The 19,370-nt window shown below is 43.9% G+C and carries 17 protein-coding genes; 11 read left to right on the top strand and 6 right to left on the bottom strand.

Going from position 1 to position 19,370, the window contains the following annotated elements:
• Positions 1-15 precede the first annotated feature (15 nt).
• Together V5G28_RS31920 and V5G28_RS31915 are read left to right on the top strand one after the other, a co-directional pair.
• A complete protein-coding gene (locus tag V5G28_RS31920) occupies positions 16-909 on the top strand; it encodes a glycosyltransferase family 2 protein (protein WP_332988163.1) in 894 nt (297 codons plus the stop codon).
• 97 nt (positions 910-1,006) lie between these two features.
• On the top strand, positions 1,007-2,143 hold the full coding sequence (locus V5G28_RS31915) for a glycosyltransferase family 4 protein (protein WP_332988162.1): 1,137 nt from the start codon (positions 1,007-1,009) through the stop codon (positions 2,141-2,143).
• Between the two features lie 216 nt (positions 2,144-2,359).
• On the opposite strand, the gene V5G28_RS31910 is transcribed toward V5G28_RS31915, so the two are convergent.
• The 4 genes from V5G28_RS31910 to V5G28_RS31895 all read right to left on the bottom strand — a co-directional run bounded on the left by V5G28_RS31910 (position 2,360) and on the right by V5G28_RS31895 (position 5,993).
• Positions 2,360-2,731 carry a hypothetical protein gene (locus V5G28_RS31910; protein WP_041032171.1) on the bottom strand — a complete coding sequence of 124 codons (372 nt, stop codon included), beginning with the start codon at positions 2,729-2,731 and terminating at the stop codon, positions 2,360-2,362.
• Positions 2,732-3,017: 286 nt separating this feature from the next.
• Positions 3,018-3,284 (bottom strand): hypothetical protein, encoded by a 267-nt coding sequence (locus V5G28_RS31905; RefSeq protein WP_073631213.1) that lies wholly within the window; start codon positions 3,282-3,284, stop codon positions 3,018-3,020.
• Between the two features lie 562 nt (positions 3,285-3,846).
• On the bottom strand, positions 3,847-4,179 hold the full coding sequence (locus V5G28_RS31900) for a hypothetical protein (protein ID WP_332988161.1): 333 nt from the start codon (positions 4,177-4,179) through the stop codon (positions 3,847-3,849).
• 203 nt (positions 4,180-4,382) lie between these two features.
• Positions 4,383-5,993 carry a mechanosensitive ion channel family protein gene (locus V5G28_RS31895; protein WP_332988294.1) on the bottom strand — a complete coding sequence of 537 codons (1,611 nt, stop codon included), beginning with the start codon at positions 5,991-5,993 and terminating at the stop codon, positions 4,383-4,385.
• 466 nt (positions 5,994-6,459) lie between these two features.
• Between V5G28_RS31895 and ahcY the strand changes: the two genes are divergently transcribed.
• The 4 genes from ahcY (at position 6,460) to V5G28_RS31875 (ending at position 11,292) form a co-directional block, all read left to right on the top strand.
• Positions 6,460-7,737, top strand: a complete 1,278-nt coding sequence (gene ahcY / locus V5G28_RS31890; RefSeq protein WP_332988159.1) for an adenosylhomocysteinase — start codon at positions 6,460-6,462, stop codon at positions 7,735-7,737.
• Positions 7,738-8,043: 306 nt separating this feature from the next.
• Positions 8,044-9,396 (top strand): serine hydrolase, encoded by a 1,353-nt coding sequence (locus tag V5G28_RS31885; RefSeq protein WP_332988158.1) that lies wholly within the window; start codon positions 8,044-8,046, stop codon positions 9,394-9,396.
• 57 nt (positions 9,397-9,453) lie between these two features.
• Positions 9,454-10,062 carry an IS607 family transposase gene (locus V5G28_RS31880; protein WP_332988157.1) on the top strand — a complete coding sequence of 203 codons (609 nt, stop codon included), beginning with the start codon at positions 9,454-9,456 and terminating at the stop codon, positions 10,060-10,062.
• A 45-nt stretch (positions 10,063-10,107) separates the two neighbouring features.
• Positions 10,108-11,292 (top strand): RNA-guided endonuclease InsQ/TnpB family protein, encoded by a 1,185-nt coding sequence (locus V5G28_RS31875; RefSeq protein WP_332988156.1) that lies wholly within the window; start codon positions 10,108-10,110, stop codon positions 11,290-11,292.
• Positions 11,293-11,611: 319 nt separating this feature from the next.
• Here the strand turns inward: V5G28_RS31875 and aroF are convergent, their stop codons facing one another.
• Entirely contained in the window at positions 11,612-12,484 is an 873-nt protein-coding gene (gene aroF, locus V5G28_RS31870; RefSeq protein WP_332988155.1) for a 3-deoxy-7-phosphoheptulonate synthase, read from the bottom strand.
• Between the two features lie 734 nt (positions 12,485-13,218).
• Between aroF and V5G28_RS31865 the strand changes: the two genes are divergently transcribed.
• From V5G28_RS31865 to V5G28_RS31850, 4 genes are all read left to right on the top strand, one after another.
• The gene (locus V5G28_RS31865; protein WP_073631147.1) at positions 13,219-13,704 is read left to right on the top strand and encodes a hypothetical protein; all 486 of its coding nucleotides are present in this window, start codon (positions 13,219-13,221) and stop codon (positions 13,702-13,704) included.
• A gap of 537 nt (positions 13,705-14,241) precedes the next feature.
• Entirely contained in the window at positions 14,242-14,889 is a 648-nt protein-coding gene (locus V5G28_RS31860) for a pentapeptide repeat-containing protein (protein WP_332988154.1), read from the top strand.
• Between the two features lie 8 nt (positions 14,890-14,897).
• Positions 14,898-15,722, top strand: a complete 825-nt coding sequence (locus tag V5G28_RS31855) for an SDR family oxidoreductase (RefSeq protein ID WP_332988153.1) — start codon at positions 14,898-14,900, stop codon at positions 15,720-15,722.
• A 54-nt stretch (positions 15,723-15,776) separates the two neighbouring features.
• Positions 15,777-16,688: an alpha/beta fold hydrolase gene (locus V5G28_RS31850; RefSeq protein WP_332988152.1), complete on the top strand. Its 912-nt coding sequence runs from the start codon at positions 15,777-15,779 to the stop codon at positions 16,686-16,688.
• 54 nt (positions 16,689-16,742) lie between these two features.
• Here V5G28_RS31850 and V5G28_RS31845 read toward each other — a convergent pair whose 3' ends face one another.
• Positions 16,743-17,741 (bottom strand): Rieske 2Fe-2S domain-containing protein, encoded by a 999-nt coding sequence (locus tag V5G28_RS31845; RefSeq protein WP_332988292.1) that lies wholly within the window; start codon positions 17,739-17,741, stop codon positions 16,743-16,745.
• 390 nt (positions 17,742-18,131) lie between these two features.
• Here V5G28_RS31845 and V5G28_RS31840 point away from each other — a divergent pair, with 390 nt between their 5' ends.
• Positions 18,132-19,040 carry a TetR family transcriptional regulator gene (locus V5G28_RS31840; RefSeq protein WP_332988150.1) on the top strand — a complete coding sequence of 303 codons (909 nt, stop codon included), beginning with the start codon at positions 18,132-18,134 and terminating at the stop codon, positions 19,038-19,040.
• The last annotated feature ends 330 nt before the right edge of the window (positions 19,041-19,370 follow it).

The following is a 19,370-nucleotide window of genomic DNA, read 5'->3' as shown; positions in this document are numbered from 1 at the left end:
GCTGGTTTTGCAGCCATGATGTTAAGTGTGATTGTTCCCTCTTTTAATGCAGCCGATACAATCTCCAAGCAACTGGAAGCACTGGCAAATCAGCAGTGGAACCAGCTTTGGGAGGTGATTGTTGCTGACAATGGTTCTCGTGATGAAACAGTGGCGATACGCAAAGCGTCAAGCCTCCGGCTTATCGCCCAAAAATATAGTATAAAAATACCATCGCTTCGCGTAATCGATGCGTCTGATAAGAAAGGAGCAGCTCACGCCCGTAATGTTGGTGCAAGTGTTGCCAAAGGTGAAGCCTTGGCTTTTTGCGACGCCGACGACGAAGTTGCACCTGGTTGGGTAGCAGCAATGGGCGAGGCGCTGTCCAAGTATGACTTCGTTGCTGGTCGCAATCAACACTGGAAACTCAATGAACCTTGGTTAGTCAAAAGCTACAGAGTTGAAAACGGTGATGGAATTGCTTTCGATCACCCATATTTGCCAGTGGTAGGTGGTAATAACATCGGCATCAAACGTTCAGTACATGAAGCTGTAGGTGGCTTTGATGAAACCTTTCTGGCGATTGAAGACATTGATTACTGCTGGAGGGTTCAACAAACAGGAGCAAAACTGCATGAAGTCCCTGACGCAATCCTTAATTACCGATTTCGCACAAGCATAATGGGCGGATGCAGCCGCTCGTGGAGTGTTGGTTTTTACGAACCATTACTGTATCAAAAGCATCGCTCATTCGGTTTACCTAAACTCATGTCATGGAAGATCTGGGTGAAAACAGCTTTAAACTTGTGTTTGGATGTTTTGCGTTTGAAAATCCGTGACAAAGCAAGCTTAGCTGGAGCCTTAAGACATCTGGCATGGCATATTGGTCAAATCCAGGGTTGTATTAAATACAGATATTTCCCTGTCTAATTCCTGTTTCGTAATTCGTAATTGAAATTTTCATTCCGAATTACGAATTCTTGTAGCACTTAAACTTAGTATAAATTATTATCCGATCTTAAGCCCTATGAAAATTTTCTTCCTAGACCAAAGCGGTAAACCAGGCGGGGCTGAACTATGTTTAATAGATATCGCCAAACCCTATAAAGATAGGTGTTTAGTGGGATTATTTGCTGAAGGTTCTTTTAGAAATTTACTACAACAGAATCACATTCCAGTTCAAGTTCTCACCACTCAAGCAATAGAAGTTCGCAAAGAAAGCAGCTTGGCACAAGGATTAGGCAGTTTAGGTCAACTTATACCTTTAATTGCTAAAGTCGTGCAACAAGCAAGAGAATTCGATTTAATTTACGCGAACACGCAAAAAGCATTAGTTGTTGGCGCACTGGCGAGTTTTTTCAGCCGTCGTCCTTTGGTCTATCATTTGCATGATATTCTTTCCCCAGAGCACTTTAGCAAAACCAACCGTTCGATTGCAGTAACTTGCGCCAATCGTTTTGCATCATTAGTCATTGCCAATTCCCAAGCAAGCCAAGCAGCCTTTTTAGCAGCGGGAGGACGCCCAGACATCACGAAAGTCGTTTACAACGGCTTTGATACGAAAAATTATCAAAGCCAAGAGTCCGATGTCAGGCAAATCAGACAACAACTGGGGATAGACGGACAATTTGTCGTTGGACATTTTAGCCGTCTCGCACCTTGGAAAGGACAGCACATACTCATAGAAGCACTGGCAAAATCTCCTCTTGATGTCACAGCAATCTTAGTTGGTGATGCACTTTTTGGAGAACAAGAATATGTCCAGCATTTACATCAACAGGTGACAGCGCTGGGACTGGAAAATCGAGTAAAATTTTTAGGATTTCGTTCAGATATTCCATTGCTGATGTCAGCTTGTGACTTAGTTGCACATACCTCAACTGCTGCAGAGCCGTTTGGTAGGGTAATTGTAGAGGGTATGCTTTGCGGAACACCTGTGGTTGCGGCGAAAGCTGGCGGTGCAATTGAATTAGTAGAACATGGTGTCAATGGTTTTTTAGTGACACCAGCAAAGCCTGATGAATTGGCGCAAGTGATTACCACCTGTCTCCAAGAACCAGAAAAGACGGCAAATATAGCTGAGAATGCACAGGCGATCGCCCGCCAACGTTTTGATGTCACAGCTATTAATCAGCAAATTGCTAAACTGTTAAACAAGCTATGACTTTGTTTGTAGTAAGGACTTTAGTCCTTGCTTTGGTGGAAGAGGACGCGCATTCCTCACTACGAAATATAAAATGTGTCTACTGAGATCTTGCAATTGCAACAGTGAGTCGTCAAAGGCTCCAAACGCTCGTTACCAGGTTTAACCTGGTAACGAGATATTAGAGCCTCTGGCTCTTGTTGGGTGCAAGATATGTGTCTACGCACTTAGCGCTGATTACAAACCTACTAATTCACGCGATTCAAAATCTGTGAGTTGTTGAGCTATTGCTAGTCTTGCTTGCAGCTTAGCCACACTAAACTGGTTACGCAGATATTCTACATGAGCAACAGCATTTGCCTTTTCGGTAGTTAATTGTATCAGGGTGTCCATTGCTTTTTGGTATTCTTGATTGACAAGTAGCACTTCAAAGCGACGAGCTTTACGTTGAGCATCATTTTTCAAATCGATATCAAAAGCGGCGCTGCGATCCGCATTGCCTTCAAATCGGTTAATCTGGTGCTGAACTGCCATTAACTGGGAGTCTATTTCGTTTACTCTTTGGGCAGCTTGAGCGATCGCAGCTGGATAATGATTGAGTTGCGTCATCAAAATAACTTATTCCTCTTAAATAAAATGACATATTCTAGTACCGGAGTGAGAGATGAGGAAGTCAAAATTCTCCCTTGTCCTCCATTTCCTCGTTGTTCTCTTGTCCTGTTCTAAGGGACTTCCAAATAAAAAAATATCCAACTTTTTCTTGTGGGATGGGCCGGACAGCCCGTCCTATAAACTGGGCGGGCGGGGACGCCCAACGCCAGTCGCCTGCTGTCGGGAAACCCTACCAAGAGCGCTGGCTCCCCCACAAGATGGATAATTTATTTCTTGGAAATCCCTAAGCCACTTCCCTGAGTTGAGCAGGTTGGATCGTCACCTCTCCAATATTTAAGGAAAGCTGTTCGGCTTGTGGTACCGCAGCTTCTTCCAACACTTGGACTTCAATATTTACACTGACTAAATAACTGCCTGTATCCGCACCAACCGCTTCGGCAACTAATTTGGCAATCTCTGGGCGTTTAGCGGTCAGTGGGTCACGTAGAATACACCGATCCCATTCATGCTTGGCAGTCGGATTGAGGCTGAGAATATAGTGCTTAATCATAGGACAAACCGTTAAACGCATCTCCGGAACGCTGTCACCCACCTGTTTTGCACTAACTTAGGCTTCGTGAACGCTATATCTATTATAGTACAGATGTACCGCATTTGGGAGATGAGGAGTAGGGAGTACAGGCGCAGGGTACTGCTCAGAAATAACACTTATATATGATGTACCGTCACGGGTTACGGGTATCGGAGTTGATCAATATGAAGTGGTGATTTCGACCCTATGTATGTTTTCACTTCTTTTCTCACCTACGGTGTAATTAACAACCTAGTCTTATCCCGTGCCAAAAAGCGCTGATGCTTATCTAGAAAGAGTTTAAGCTATTTAAGATTATTTTGAACACGTTAATATTTAGCACACGGTCAAGTACGCCGAACTCGCCCTCGGTCGCTTTAATGACCTAGGGTGCGACGGTCTACCACTTCTTCTAAGATACAAGGGTGCGTTCAAGCCAGAGTACGGCAGCGCATAAGCGTGGTGCGTTACGGCTTATTCCTACTCTCACAAGACGCTCAAATCCTTACATAGCCGTAACACACCCTACTTCATATTTACTTTATAAAAGACCATGCCCCGCCCAAAAAATATAAAGTAAATCTCCTGACTTTCGCAGAAGTAAATTATTAATGATATTATCAAGAGTTTGCAAGGTAGCTTCTGCTACTAGTAATTTACATTGATCCACCTGTTCCTGATTTTCCTCTAGTGGAGACAAACACAACCAAATATTTCCTTGAGGCACGCGCTGCTTTTGACACAGCCACTCAGCGAACTTAAGGGCATCGTTGATCGGTTCCCCGCCTTTGACATTCCAAGTTGATTCGTGGTATTTTTCAATACCTACAATTAACCCGTAAGTTTGCTTTGGTTCGGCGGTTAATTCCGTCATCGCAGCTACCTTGGGATAATTTCCATAATACATTCCCAAGTTCTGTCATTTTCCCAATATGCACTGTGCGATCGCGGAAATGGTTGTTTGCTAATCACTTGCTCATCCTTTACTTTAGGGCAAGCAGTCCGGCACAACACCCTTCTCCTGCCGGAGAAGGGCGCTGGTGCGATAAAATGGATAATTTATTTGTTGGAAATCCCTTAATGTGTAGACGCCCTATGATCCGTTTGTTTGACTATTGACGAATTCCCGTTGCCATCAAGTGGAGGTGTCTGCATTTGAAAATCGTTTACCCAAATCGATTGTTGAGGCAAAGGAATGGAAATTCCGGCATGGTCGAAGGCGACTTTCAGACGACGGCGATACTCCCGTGCGACTTCCCATTGCTTAAGGGGCTGTGTCTTAATCCAGACGCGGATAATCAAACCTCTGTCGCCAAAATTATCTATTCCTAAAACTTGGGGGGTTTCCAAAATTGGATTTTGCCATTTTGGGTCTTGGTCCATCTCTAAGGCGACAGTTTCAATCAACTTTAAAGCTTGGTCAATATTGGTTTGATAGGCGACTGGGATAGTTAGATCAGCGCGTGACCAGCGACTAGAAAGATTCGCAACTATTTTGATTTCGCTGTTGGGGATTGTGATTAGCCGTCCTTCGGCATCCCGCAGTTGAGTCATCCGCAGATTTAGATTTTCTACCAAACCTCCCACATCTCCCACGTTAATGACATCGCCCAAAGCGTACTGGTCTTCCATGATAATCAGAAAGCCGTTGATCGCATCTTTAATTAAGTTTTGCGAGGCAAGCGATACGGCAACACCAACCAAACCGGCACCAGCTAGCAACGGACCAATATTTATACCCAGCGTCGTCAGGGATAGCAGGATGCCAACTCCCACCCAGACAACGGTCACAATACCTTTGGAAACGCCAGAAATTGTAGAAACTCGCAACTGTAGACGTTCCGACGTTTGTGGAGTTAGTAATGCACTACTGTTGATAAAAGCAGTGGTAAAGCGGTCAATCAGGGCATAGCTTAGACGTACTGCCACATAAGTTCCCAGTACCACAACACCTAAGCTCAAAGGAATTTGCGCCGCTGAGATAATGAGGATCTGAAACGGTCGCGTATAGGGAAACAGACCCAGTATGAAGAAAGTTCCACCGCCCCAAATCGTTGCTTGACCTAGCTGAGAAAGTCGCCGTTTGACTTCTTTAAGATGTTGATGTTGCTGTTCAGTCAGCTGTGTTGTAATAGGTTTAGCTTCTGCTGAGGTTGGAAGCGGCGGCTGTAGTGGGTACCTTCTTGAGCGCCGCTGCCAGCTATACACTCCCCAACTCAATACAATCATCCCCAAACCAGTTGCACCAGCAATTGCACCCTGGCGGATTAAAAATTCGGATCGTCGCTCGTTTCTTGCCTCATTGAATTCGTCGTCCAACGTTTGGGCGATTAAATCTGCCGCCGCTGAGGGGGTATTTACCTGTAGCTGGTTCGCGTCCTGGGAAGTGACGGTCATCAGGTAATAACCATTGACGCGAATGACTGGTGGTGAACCAGCTGAACGCTCAACCTGCACATCAAGCTTTGAGTCAGGTTTTTTCAAGAAATCTTCGGTAATTTGATTCAAATTTCGTTGAACTTGTTGTGAACGTTCTGAAACGTTTGTCCTTGGTGCCGCTATCTGTATCACCCGACGACCATCCAAATACACCCACCGAGAAACCACTCTATTGTCTGATTCTTGAGTGCGATGGGTGGGAAGTTGCACCGTAGGCAAAAAAGGAATCTGCGCTGTTACTGGAGGCATTGCCCCTACTGTGATCACCGTTGAAGAAAGAGCGATCGCCCCTATGTGCCCAGCCAATCTCCGATTGGCTCCCTGAACGGAGTTCAGGGGAAGCACTCCGTGCTTCAGGCACAGGGCGCGCTTCGCGAACGCCAAAAATTGAAAGCGCACTTTTACACCTCCTTGAGCAAAATGTACAGTTCAGTACTCTTAGAGCCATACTCCAAACTCAAACTGTGTAATTGTATCCGTCTTCAGTCAAGTTTTAACAAATCTTAAGGTCATAAATTCTGGTTTTTTTTGCTTTTTCCCTATCTTTAGGAAGATGACACAAGAAAAAATAAAGTATTTGGGCAAAATTATAAAATTAACAAATTAATCACAGATTATATTTCACACTTGAGGCAGGCATTTTGCTAATTGTGGAATAATCTAGTAGTGTGCGTAAGAATTTACGCTAATTTATTTCTAATTGAGGAACTATTTAATGACCGCAACTTCTCCCCGATTAAAGCACGAGGTTAAAGACCTCGCCCTAGCTTCCTTGGGAAGACAGCGCATTGAATGGGCTGGACGCGAAATGCCAGTTTTACGGCAAATCCGCGATCGCTTCGCCCAAGAAAAACCCTTTGCGGGTATTCGCCTTGTGGCTTGCTGCCATGTGACCACAGAAACAGCACATCTAGCAATTGCACTGAAAGCTGGTGGTGCAGACGCTCTGCTGATTGCGAGCAATCCCCTATCAACTCAAGACGACGTAGCTGCTAGCCTCGTCGCCGATCATGAAATTCCTGTCTTTGCCATCAAAGGTGAAGATAACGAAACCTACAGCCGCCACGTACAAATCGCTCTAGACCATCGCCCCAACATCATCATCGATGACGGTTGTGATGTCGTCGCTACCTTGGTACAACAACGCCAGCACCAACTTGCTGAGATCATTGGTACCACAGAAGAAACCACAACAGGAATTGTGCGGTTACGCGCCATGTTTAGAGATGGCGTTCTCACCTTCCCCGCAGTCAACGTCAACGACGCTGACACCAAACATTTCTTTGATAACCGCTACGGTACCGGACAATCCACCCTCGACGGCATTATCCGCGCTACAAATATCCTACTTGCTGGGAAAAGCGTAGTCGTTGTTGGTTACGGCTGGTGCGGTAAAGGCACAGCATTACGGGCGCGGGGACTTGGTGCTAACGTCATTGTCACCGAAATTGACCCAATTAGAGCAATTGAAGCCGTGATGGATGGTTTCCGCGTACTCCCAATGGCGGAAGCTGCATCCCAAGGCGATTTGTTTATCACTGTGACAGGCAATAAGCACGTCATTCGTGGTGAGCATTTCGATGCCATGAAAGATGGCGCAATTGTTTGTAACTCCGGTCACTTTGACATTGAATTGGATCTCGTCGCCTTGGGCGAGAAAGCGAAGGAAGTCAAGACAGTACGTCCTTTCACACAAGAATATCGTTTGCAAAGTGGCAAATCCGTTGTCGTTCTTGGTGAAGGACGCTTGATTAACCTTGCCGCAGCAGAAGGACATCCTAGCGCGGTGATGGATATGAGCTTCGCCAACCAAGCTTTGGGTTGCGAATACCTTGTGAAGAATAAGGGTCAGCTCGAACCCGGTATCCACTCAATTCCAACTGAGGTGGATCAAGAAATTGCACGACTGAAGTTGGAGGCGATGGGAATTCAGATTGATACCCTCACCTCAGACCAAATTGAGTACACAAACTCTTGGACTTCTGGAACTTGAGCGTTACCTAGGCGCTTAAGCCAAAGCTCAATGTTCTAAATTTTTGTTTCTAAATTTTTCTTGTGGGATAAGCAACTTGCTTATCCCTTTTTTTGTCATTGATCCAGAATTGGACTTTGGACACAAAGCTGCTATTGAAGATAATCACCAAGCATCTATAAACCAAACCGATACGGACAAAGACATCCTTTTTTGCATTCGAGATATACTCCAGCACAAACATTGCCCTCCGTAAAAGTACAGTCAGAACGACTTGTTATCCTGTATATGGCACACCGTTTAAATAATAAATAGTGGTGAGTCTTCATGGTTGAGCAAGCAAACCAGTCACAGTTTAGCCATCAAGCTATTGCAGACGAGATGACAGCTTATCTCCAAGCATGTCTAGCAAATCGTTACTTCATGGGATCAGTATTAGTTGCCCGTGCAGGCGAAGTCCTGTTGAGTGCAGGGTACGGCATGGCAAACCTTGAACATGATGTTCCCAATACACCCCAGACGAAGTTCCGCCTCGGTTCAATTACCAAGCAGTTCACAGCGACGGCAATTTTGCAACTTCAAGAGCAAGGTTTGCTTGAAGTGCATGATTCCATTTCAACCTATTTGCCCGACTACCCGAACGGCGAGCAAATTACGATTCATCACCTGCTCAACCACACTTCAGGAATTCCTAACTTCAACCAACTGGATGGCTTTGAGCAGACGACAAAAACCAAGGTCACCCTGGACGATTTGATCGCCCGCTTCAGCCATGAACCGCTAGAGTTTACCCCAGGGGAGCGCTACCGTTACACCAACTCGGGCTACATGGTACTCACCAAGATCATTGAAACTGTCTCCGGTTACTCCTATGCGGACTATCTGCAACATCAGATTCTTGAGCCTTTGGGAATGTTTGACTCAGGCTACGATCGACAAGAGGCGATTTTGCCCCATCGAGCTTCAGGTTACATTTTCACAGGCGAAGCCTATCAAAATGCAGATTTTGTTGATATGTCATGGCCATCGGGTGCAGGGGGAATGTACTCAACGATTGAAGACTTGTATAAATGGGAACAAGGGCTTGATACCGACGCAACACTGAGCGAGTCGTCGAGAGAGATGATGTTTACCCCCAAGATCACGATTCGCGAAGCAGAAGATGGTAAAGGATATTACCACGGTTATGGAGGAATTATCTGTACCCACTATGATCGCAAGCTTTTGTACCACGGTGGCGGGATTGATGGCTTTAGCACTCGCATTGCTCGATATCCAGATGAACAAGTCTCTATCATTGTGCTGACGAACATTGATGCACCAGCAGCACCAGCACCAGTCGTCTCTATTGCGAATGCTTTAGCGGCTATTTTGTTTGGTGAACCGTACGAATTGCCTAAAGGGCGGCAAGCGATTGAACTTGATCCGTCTATTTATGATGCCTACGTAGGGCAATATGAACTCGATCCTGATTGGATCATGACAGTTACAAAAGAGTCTGATCGCATTTTTACGCAATGGGCTGGAGAAGAACGAGTTGAAATTTTTCCAGAGTCCTCAACAAAGTTTTTTATGAAGGTGATGGATGCTCAACGTACATTCGTAGTGGATGAGACAGGCAAAGCATCCCATGTAATTGTGCATCAAAATGGACGAGAGCGTGTAGCAACCAGAGGCTGACTTAGTCTGGAAATAGTTTGCTAAACATGCCCATAGTTAACTGCTGTGGGTATATTCATGTGGAAAGTTGCAGAGTTTGGAGAGCTTGTTGGAGTTTCCTCTTCCACTTTACGACGCTGGGAGAGGGAAAAGAAGTTAATTCCGGAACGGACACTAGGGAATCAACGCATTTATACCGAGGAGCACCTTGGTATCGCTCGAAATTTGAAAGGTGGTAAAGTACCAAATCGAGTTATTGTCTATTGTCGCGTCTCGTCGAGTGGACAAAAAGACGACCTGCAAAGCCAAGTTGAGGCGATGGAGCGATTCTGTTTGTCCCAAGGAGCGGTGATTACTGATTCGGTTCAAGAGATAGGCGGTGGGTTAAATTTTAAGCGCCCCAAGTTCCTGGAAATTATTCAGTGGGCTATCCGGGGTGAAGTGAAGTCACTGTACGTAGCACACAAAGACCGATTGTGCCGTTTTGGTTTTGAATTGGTTGAATACATCGTACAATCCGGAGGTGGTTCAATCATTGTTGCTAACGCTGAAACCTTGTCTCCACAAGAAGAACTAGTACAAGATTTGCTGTGTATTATCCATTGCTTCTCATCGCGATTATACGGTTTACGGAAGTATAAAAACAAGGTGAAAAAAATCGTAGATGGTATTGATCCTTGCTCATGAGCGGCTATACTTATCTATATAGGAAAGTTAAGAGAAGTTTAGCCAATGTACGCTATTAAGCGAGAGTTAAAACTGAATAAGGTTGAGACTTCGCTTCTTCGCGGCAATGCTGGCTTTAAGCGCTGGGTTTACAACTTTGGGTTGGATCTGGTTCAAGCGAGTTGGGAATTTGTAGATATACAAGCATCTGACGCAAAACGAATTGATGCTATCAAGAAAGTTTTTACTCAAGTCACAATGCAGAAGCCTGAAAACGTGTGGATGAAGAAATATCCTTCTACTGTTTATCAGTCTGCATTTATTGATTTGAAAAGAGCTTTCGCTCGGTGGCGTGAAGGGCTGTCTGGGTTTCCTTGCAAGAAATCCAAGAAGAAAGGCGACTCTTTTACTGTTTACAAAACGGCTGGCGTTTATCCCGCGAAAGGACAACCGCCAATACCTTTTACGAATCGGGTTGTTATTAGTCCTGGAAAGCAAATTAAGTTGCCAGGTTTGAAAGAATTTCGGCTAAAAGAACGAATAGATTTTTATTGCAGTTCTCAGACTTTTACTGTTTCTAGAACTGCTAATAAATGGTTCGTCTCGTTTGTTTTAGATGCTGAAAAGGTTCCACCAATCATTCATCCAATTGAAACGATTGGTGTTGACTTGGGTGTGAAAGCGCTAGCAACATGCTCTGATGGGTCAAAATACGATATGCCTGTTGCCACGACTCGGGCGAAAACCAAGCTCGGCAAGCTTCAATGGCGTAATCGAAACAAGACTCTAGGTAGCAAGAAATTGAAGATTTCGGCATCTAAAAACGCTTGTAAGTATTACGATAATCTAGCTCGTCAACATGCGCGAATTGCCAATATTCGGCAAGATACTACGCAGAAGATGACAACAGATTTAAGTCGTAAAGCTTACGCAATACGGATTGAGGATCTGAATGTCTCGGGAATGATTGCAAATCAGAAATTAGCCAGCGCAGTTAGCAATAACTGCTTCTATGAAATTCGTCGCCAGCTAATTTATAAACAAGCCCACTACGGCACTAAAGTAGAATTGGTTGACAAATGGTACCCAAGTTCTAAAAAGTGCTCTAGATGCAGTCACATCCAGCCAATGAAGCTTTCAGAACGAGTATTTCAATGCCAAAATCCTCAATGTGGGCACATTCAAGACCGTGACGAGAACGCAGCGGTAAATCTTGAATTCGCCCCTGATGACAAAGTACGGCTGGCTTAGCCGGAACTTAACGCCTGTGGACAAGAAGGAGCCGACTCCCTTGACTGAAGCAGGAAGAAATCGCGCCTAGGAGGTTTAACCAAGTTTAGGTAAGTATTTTGAAGCAGTGAATTAGAGTTATGTTTTGCACAAAAACCCTCATAGAAGGGGCGATCGCCCTCTGCCATAGACGTGTTGCATAAACAGAACCATAGATGCACATCGATGAACACTAGTTATTTATCTGTGTCCATCTGTGTCCATCTGTGGTTTCATTTTCATTCAATTGACAACTGCAAGAGATTTACCAAAGAAAAGAGCGATCGCCCTCTACCAACATTTAAGCCGCACAACAAATAGGGGCAGGTTTGAAACCCGCCCCGATGTCTTGCGATATACTCCGTCCAACAGATGCTGCTACAAGCCTTAAGCTATCAACTAAATTCACCATATCTTCCAAAGACAGCGCTTGACGTGCATCAGAAACAGATTTTTCTGGTTCTGGGTGACACTCAATAATTAATCCATCTGCCCCACAAGCAACAGCCGCCTTTGCAACAGGTGCCACGAGTTCGCGCTTGCCTACCGCATGCGAAGGATCTACAATCACAGGTAAGTGAGTGATCTGCTTAAGCGCCGCCACTGCTCCTAAGTCGAGTACATTGCGGGTGTAATTATCGAAGCTGCGGATACCCCGTTCGCACAGCACCACATCCGGATTTCCGTGGCTTAAGATATATTCGGCTGCCATGACGAATTCTTCAATTGTCGCCGATAAGCCGCGTTTGAGGAGTATCGGCTTACCTGCTTGTCCTAAAGCTTTCAGCAAATCGAAGTTTTGCATATTGCGGCTACCCACTTGCAGCATGTCAACATGAGCAGCGACGACTTCGATTTGAGAAATTGACATGACTTCGGTGATGACTGGGATATTGTAGTGCGATCGCACGCCTGCCAAAATTTCCAGTCCTTCCTCTCCCATTCCTTGGAAAGCGTAGGGAGAAGTGCGGGGTTTGTAGACACCGCCACGCAACGCCTGCACTGGTGCAGGGGATAAGTTTTGGGCGACTTTCTCCATTTGTTGGGCGCTTTCAACAGCGCAAGGTCCGCCAATAATCACCAGTTCCGTACCACCAAAAGCGACTTTTTCCGAGAGGTTGACGATTGTCTGATGGTGAGGATGAGATTTTGCGGCTAGTTTAGCATTATTCATGGTTGGATTCTCCTTAAAAATTAGGGATTCGAGATTCGGGATTCGGGACTGGGGCTTCGGGAGATGTAGTGTTTTAGGACAAGTTTCTTGAATCAGATTCTTACCCTGTACCTAATCGCTAATCCCCAGTCCCTTTTCTTTAAAAAAAAAGCCCAGAACCTTTGTCAGTTCCGGGCTTTAACGATTCATCGACATGACGCGACTTACCCGGAACTTATTCTGGGGTAAAAGTAAAAGCCATAAAACCAGCTACTGAAATAGGTCATCACGATGAAATTTCACTCCTTAAAAAACAAAAACCGCAGAGTTGGCTCTGCGGTTCACCGGGCGGTTTCCATTAGGAAACTTGACTCACTCCCGGTGAACCACCCTAAACCAAAAATAAAAATAGGAATTGCTGCTGATCATTTGTCAGGCGTTTGGTTGAATAATTTAATTTACACTTATGTTTTCTGACGTTAGCATAGGAAACGAGCCGCGTCAAGACCACCATAACTAAAAAAAAAGCGTTAAACTCAGTACAATTCTGGCAATCAAAACTTATTGCTGGCTGGCTATCATCTGATTTACAGAACTTTAAAAATATTTTATTTCACAGAGCATGGAGAAAGAATGAATGTATGTATGAATGCTGAATGAGAAATTGGTGTGGACTGCTCATTTCATAATTCATAATTCATCATTTTGACGTCACAATTGACTGTATTAACACTTGAAGACGACCAAGTATTATTATGCCCAGTACCAAAGTTTTAACCACATCTTTCAATTATCAAGGAGTTTACCCCTGCCCGGTCTGTCGTGTGGGTAAGATTAGTCATATGCCACTCATGGAGGCTATGTCTTGTGATTTCTGTCAACAAATTTTTACTGTCAACGTAGAACAACAGCTTCTTAAAATGCCATCCAGACAACCGCCCCTCATTTGGCATTGGAATGGCTTTAATTGGACAGAAGCGCAAATAGAAGGTGTAGAATTTGGTTGGGGCTATGTGATAGCTGCTGCTGCTTTTGTACTTTTGCCAACAACTTTAATTGGGGTAGTGGCTTATAATTTTCCACCCCATCCAGCAACTCCCCTATCTTGGCTACCATATATCTGGACGATATTAACTCTGTTGTCGCATCTTACAATTATTGTTTGGCTTTTTATTGAAATTTATCAAATTCCACTTATGGCATACTGGCGAGCCATACAACAGCGTTTTCTAGGTCTTTGAAAATTAAGAAAGACTTGGTGTTAAGCCGCAGGTCATAATCACTTCAATGGCTTAAAGCTTATGACTTAACAATAGATATTGGAAAATCTCGGGCGTTGCTTAATTTTCCAGGCTGAAGTGCGGTGGTGATGTTTCTATCCTAGAAATGTTAGCAGCTATCTAAAGATTGGAGAAACTGCCGCAACTTAATAAATTTTACAAAACAAAAAAATAAATTACACAATATTAAGGAGTATGTCATTTCTAACAGTTTTAAAAACCAATTTAAATTCAAACTTATGTAAAGTATAGAGTATGAGACGTGGGTACAAGATGCTTGTTGTATTTTCTTGAAAAAGTGCATCTGTTAGCATACTCGTATGGCGTAGTAAAACAGAAAGTTACTGTTGCTCAAGTGTAATCTCAAGCTTTGCAAATAATACTGAGAAGTCTCGGGTTTTCGCTAAAATTACCCAATAGCAAAAAAGTTTGACAAATAATTCAGCCGCTAATCGGTTGCATCACTCATAATTAAGATAATTTCCACTGAAACGTCTTATGAGCGAGTTGGAGCAGTATTATAGAGTGTTGGAATTAGAGCCTGGGGCAACATTTGACGAAGTGACCCAAGCTTATAAAGATTTGGCTTTTGTATGGCATCCCGATCGCCTCCCAAAAGACAATACGCGCTTACAAGAGAAAGCGCAAAAAAAGCTACAAGACATTAATGAGGCTCGTGAAAAATTGCGCTTATCAAAAATAAAGTATCAAAAATTACATCATGAAGCGCCACCTGCACACAAACAGCCAACCCAAAAAACCCATCAACCACCAAAGCAAAACCCAGACTTAAGTGGAAAAGACTTTAGTCGCGCAAACTTACAAGGCAGAGATTTATCTGGTAGAAACCTGAGTTATGCGAACTTATGTGGTGCAAACCTCAGTGATACGTTTATGCACAAAGCAAATCTTACAGGTGCAAATTTGTCTGAAGCAAATTTATTTAGAGCTAACCTACTTTTAGCCGACTTGAGAGAAGCCAATTTACGTGGTGCTAACTTAATTGGAGCAGATTTGAGCGGAGCAGATTTGCGGGGAGCAAATTTAACAGGAGCGCGTATTCGTTCTGGTGACAGACTTCTTGTTAAACTGATTGGAGCTAACTTGGTTGGGGCAATCATGCCTGATGGCAAAATTTACGAATAAGTACGACAATGAACGTTGCGATTATTGGTTGCGGATATGTCGGTTGTGCAGTTGCTCAATTTTGGCAACAAAAGATGACTTTTGTCGTCACCGCCACCACAACCACTCCTGAACGTGTCCCAGAATTACAAACAGTAGCCCAACAAGTCGTAGTAGTACAAGGAAACGACTCAGACTTGCTCAAATCAGTATTGAGAAATCAAGATGTTGTGCTTTTGAGTATCGGTGCAAAAAGTGCCGATGTTTACGAAGAAACTTATCTACACACTGCTCAAACTTTAGCCTCTGTCTTGAAGCAGATTCCCAGCGTCCAGCAACTGATATATACAGGGAGTTACGCTGTTTACGGGGACAGAAACGGAGCGTGGGTGGATGAAGAATCACTGATTGCACCCGCTCACCAAAATGGGCAAATTCTTAGCGATACCGAGCAAGTTTTACTCTCAGCATCAAGTGAAAACCTCCGTGTTTGTATTTTGCGATTAGGAGGAATTTATGGTCCAGGTCGAGAATTGGTAAAAATATTTGGTCGGTATGCTGGTACAACCCGACCTGGCAATGGCAAGGATACAACAAATTGGATTCACCTTGATGACATCATTGGTGGTATTAGGTTTGCCCGCCGGAATCGACTGCAAGGCATCTATAACTTAGTTGATGATGCGCATCTGACAACTGGAGAATTACTGGATCGTGTGTGTGAAACACACAATCTACCTAAAGTTAAATGGGATTCTTCCCAAGAGAGTAAGCGCCCATATAACGCCAAGGTGTCTAATAAAAAGATAAAAGACGCAGGATACAAATTGATTCATCCACAGATGATATTTTAAAAGAGTTCTTGCTCTGCGTCCTCAGCACCTCAGCGGTTCCTTACTCTTAAACATATGATTACTCAAGATAAAACAACATCTCCAACCCAGTTTTACACCTGGAAAAATTATCGCTGCGCCTATGAAATTCATAACCCAACCAATTCAACCGCTGAAGGTATTCCCCTGCTTTTAATTCACCCAATTGGCGTTGGGTTGTCGCGGCAATTTTGGCAGAGGTTTTGCCAAGAATCGTATAAACAAGGTCACCGTAATCCGATTTACAACCCCGATTTGTTGGGATGCGGTGAAAGCGATATGCCTCATGTGGCTTACACTCCCAAAGATTGGGCGCAACAGTTGCAACACTTTTTACAAACGGTCGTCCAGAAACGTGTCATTTTGGTAGTACAAGGTGCTTTATTTCCAGTTGCAATAGAATTAGTTAAAAAGGAACCAAATTTAATCGCCGGACTTATATTAGCTGGTCCTCCAGCTTGGGCAATCATTACAAAAGAAACGTCGCAATGGCAAGATAAACTCATTTGGAATCTGTTGGATTCGCCTTTGGGTAATGCTTTTTATCGATATGCCCGAAGAGAAAAGTTTTTGCGTGATTTCTCAACACGTCAATTGTTTGACTCATCCGAAGCTGTTGATGCTGAATGGTTAAAGACCTTGGAACAAGGTGCAGAAAATCCCGAAAGTCGTCATGCAGTGTTTTCTTTCTTGGCTGGTTTTTGGCGCAAAGATTATAGTCAAGCTATTGCTTCTATCAAACAACCTACTCTGGTCGTTGTGGGGGAAACAGCATCGAGTATTAGCCAAGAAGGTAAAAAAGAATCACCAGATGAACGCTTGGCTGATTACCTCGGCTGTTTACCCCAAGGACGTGGAATTAAAATGCCTGGTCGGAATGTTTTACCGTATGAATCAACTGCTGAGTTTGTTGAGGCGATCGCACCATTTATTAATGAAGTTTCTTAAAGTGACTTCCTAAAATGGCTCTCAATGTGCTAAATTTATTCTTCCCAATCAGTCTTACACCTTCAGTGGCTTTTGTAAACTGAGGTTCGGTTCTACAATTTCCGGCCAGGTTTCAAAATTGCGCCTCACCCAATCCATACCAACTTCGTTGTTGAGCTTAATTTTTTGTGGCGTATTCGGGTAAATCTTGCCTAGGATATCACTATCTTGCTCAACTACAACTTTGGCTAAGTTGAGAAATGTCTGCCCAAAAACCTTAAATGCAGGGTTTTTAACTAACCCATACATCAGTATGTAGGTTCGTGTCCGAGTTTTAGACTCTGGGACAAACAAATGAATTTGAGCAATTTTACCCAGCCCGTTTTCCGCATGAAGTATAACTAAAGATGGAAAGTGATTTTCCAAATGAGCTTTAAGAACTTTTGGTAGCAGCAGCAAACTTGGATTTTTCAGTTTTTCAGACAAACTAGCTGCTGTTGGCATACTGTAAAATGCATGGGAGTGATAGCCATTATCAATAAATTTCTCAAAATGCACTTCCTCAATCCTAAATAAAGGTCGATGGGTACCGTTTTGGTGATTGTAGTCGTGCATAACCAGCAGCATACTCAGCAAATCAGTCTCCACGCTAGTATCAGCTGTATGACCGATAAACTCGTATTGCGAGGCAATTTCATTAAGAATATTGGGAATCGGTATTTTGGGTTCAAAGCCGCCGTATGACCAAATAAAATCATCTTGAATAATCAGTTCTAGCGGCTCTAGTTGCGGTAGAGTTTTCTTTTTGGAACCTGGCAAAATCGTGCAGCCTTCACCATCAAACTCAAGTGCATGAAAAGGGCAAACCACTACACTCGTTTTATCTTCACGTTCTTGACACCACCCTTCAGACAACATAGCTCCCATGTGCGGACACGCATTGGGTAGGGCATTTACCTTGCCAGTTTTATCTTGCCAAAGTACATAATCAGTCCCGTAAAGGGATACTTTTTTTGGCTTGTTGATTTCCAACATAGACTTGTGTGCTAATAGCCAAGGCGCACCAGCAAGCATAGACATCGGTGTTACTCTCCTGATTTACTAGTAGTCTGTCAATTTTGATTTGAGGAGTTCGTAGTTGCAAACCACGCCTTTGCCAGTCCAATTTGACGCAAACAAAATCTGCTTGCGGTGGATGTAGCATATATGGCGCTTCTTGTTTGGATCAAGTAATTATTTATCTGTGTCCATCTGTGTCCATCTGTGGTTCTTATTTCTTGATGTATTGCACTCAACACCAGAACCGCTATATCTGAGTTGTGTTGAAATGCCTGCTAGGGCAACTCAACTACGCTCAGGTGCGATCGCAAACTAAAATGTGACAAATTATTCGCTTTTATTATAATTTATGAGTAACAATTCATGTTTGTCAAGAGGATTGGTGACGAGCGAAGGGGTGCAAGGGTGAATTCAAAGAAAATTGCCTCCATGCGCCGTCAGCCCAAGCAAAAGCGCAGTCAAGAGCGTATCGAACGCATTCTAGATGCAGCAGCTGAGGTATTTGATGAAGTGGGTTTCGAGGCGGCGACAACTCATGCGATCGCCGCTCGTGCTGACACAGCCATAGGTTCGCTTTACCAGTTTTTTCCAGATAAATTGGCAATTTTCCACGCTTTGGAATTGCGTCACGTCGAGCGAGTACACACCGTATGGGCTAAGCTGAATCAGCCAGAAATCATTCAACTGCCTTTTGAGGGATTTATCCGAACTTTGGCAGGAGCATTCCAGAAACTTTTTGAGCAGCCCACTTGTCGGATGGTCTTTGTGCAGTACTTCACATCCCGAACCATCTTTCAAAACATTGATGATAGCTTTACCGAGGAAGCCATCAATTTTATGGCAAAACTGCTGCGAGGCCGCAATCCAGCATTGAGTCCCGAACATTGCCATTTACTGGCTCAAGTCTGCACCCATGCCTATAATACTTTGCTACTCTTGGCACTACGCAGCGATGAAACTCACCGCCAGCAGATTTTTGAGCAAATCGAGGTGCTGCTGATTGCATACTTACACCCTCATGTAGGGGATGAAGTTTTGCACAATCAAGTAATGATAGTAATGAAATGCCCGCACTGTGATGGAGAACGTATTTCTAAAAATGGGCATCGTCATGGCAAGCAGCGTTACATCTGCAAAGACTGCGGCAAGCAATTTCCTGAGGCGTACTCATTGCAAGGATACGGCGATGAAGTGAAGCAGCAGTGTCTGGAATTGTATCGCGATGGTGTTGGTTTTCGGGAGATTGAAAGAAGAACTGGAGTCTCTCATAACACGGTGATTTATTGGGTGAAGCAGAATGACAGCAGTTGTTAGCATTCCACAGGCTCACCTGTTCTTCGTCTATTGGAAGCGATCGCCACCATCAACAGCGTCAGCTCTTAATGCCCCCTTTTCATGCTCAGATCTTGTACCTAACCGTGTAAACCACGATTCACTAAAAAGCGCCGAAATAAAGATACATTTTATTATGGGCTTTTTGTCGTAAATCAAGCACTTCATGCTTAATACTTAGTGCTTAAATAACGTTCAAGGTTTCAGGTGCAAGATATGAGCCTCTTACTAGCGGCTTAAAAACTGCAAGTAACATATGAAAGAAACACATTCGTCAGTTTTTGCAAAAGCCTTGCTGTACAAGCATTCTAG

The sequence above is a fragment of the Scytonema sp. PRP1 genome, from assembly GCF_036697665.2.
In the GTDB taxonomy this organism is placed as follows: domain Bacteria; phylum Cyanobacteriota; class Cyanobacteriia; order Cyanobacteriales; family Nostocaceae; genus Kalymmatonema; species Kalymmatonema gypsitolerans.
The sequence above is the reverse complement of the archived record's forward strand: the minus strand, read 5'-3'. Positions and strand labels throughout refer to the sequence as shown.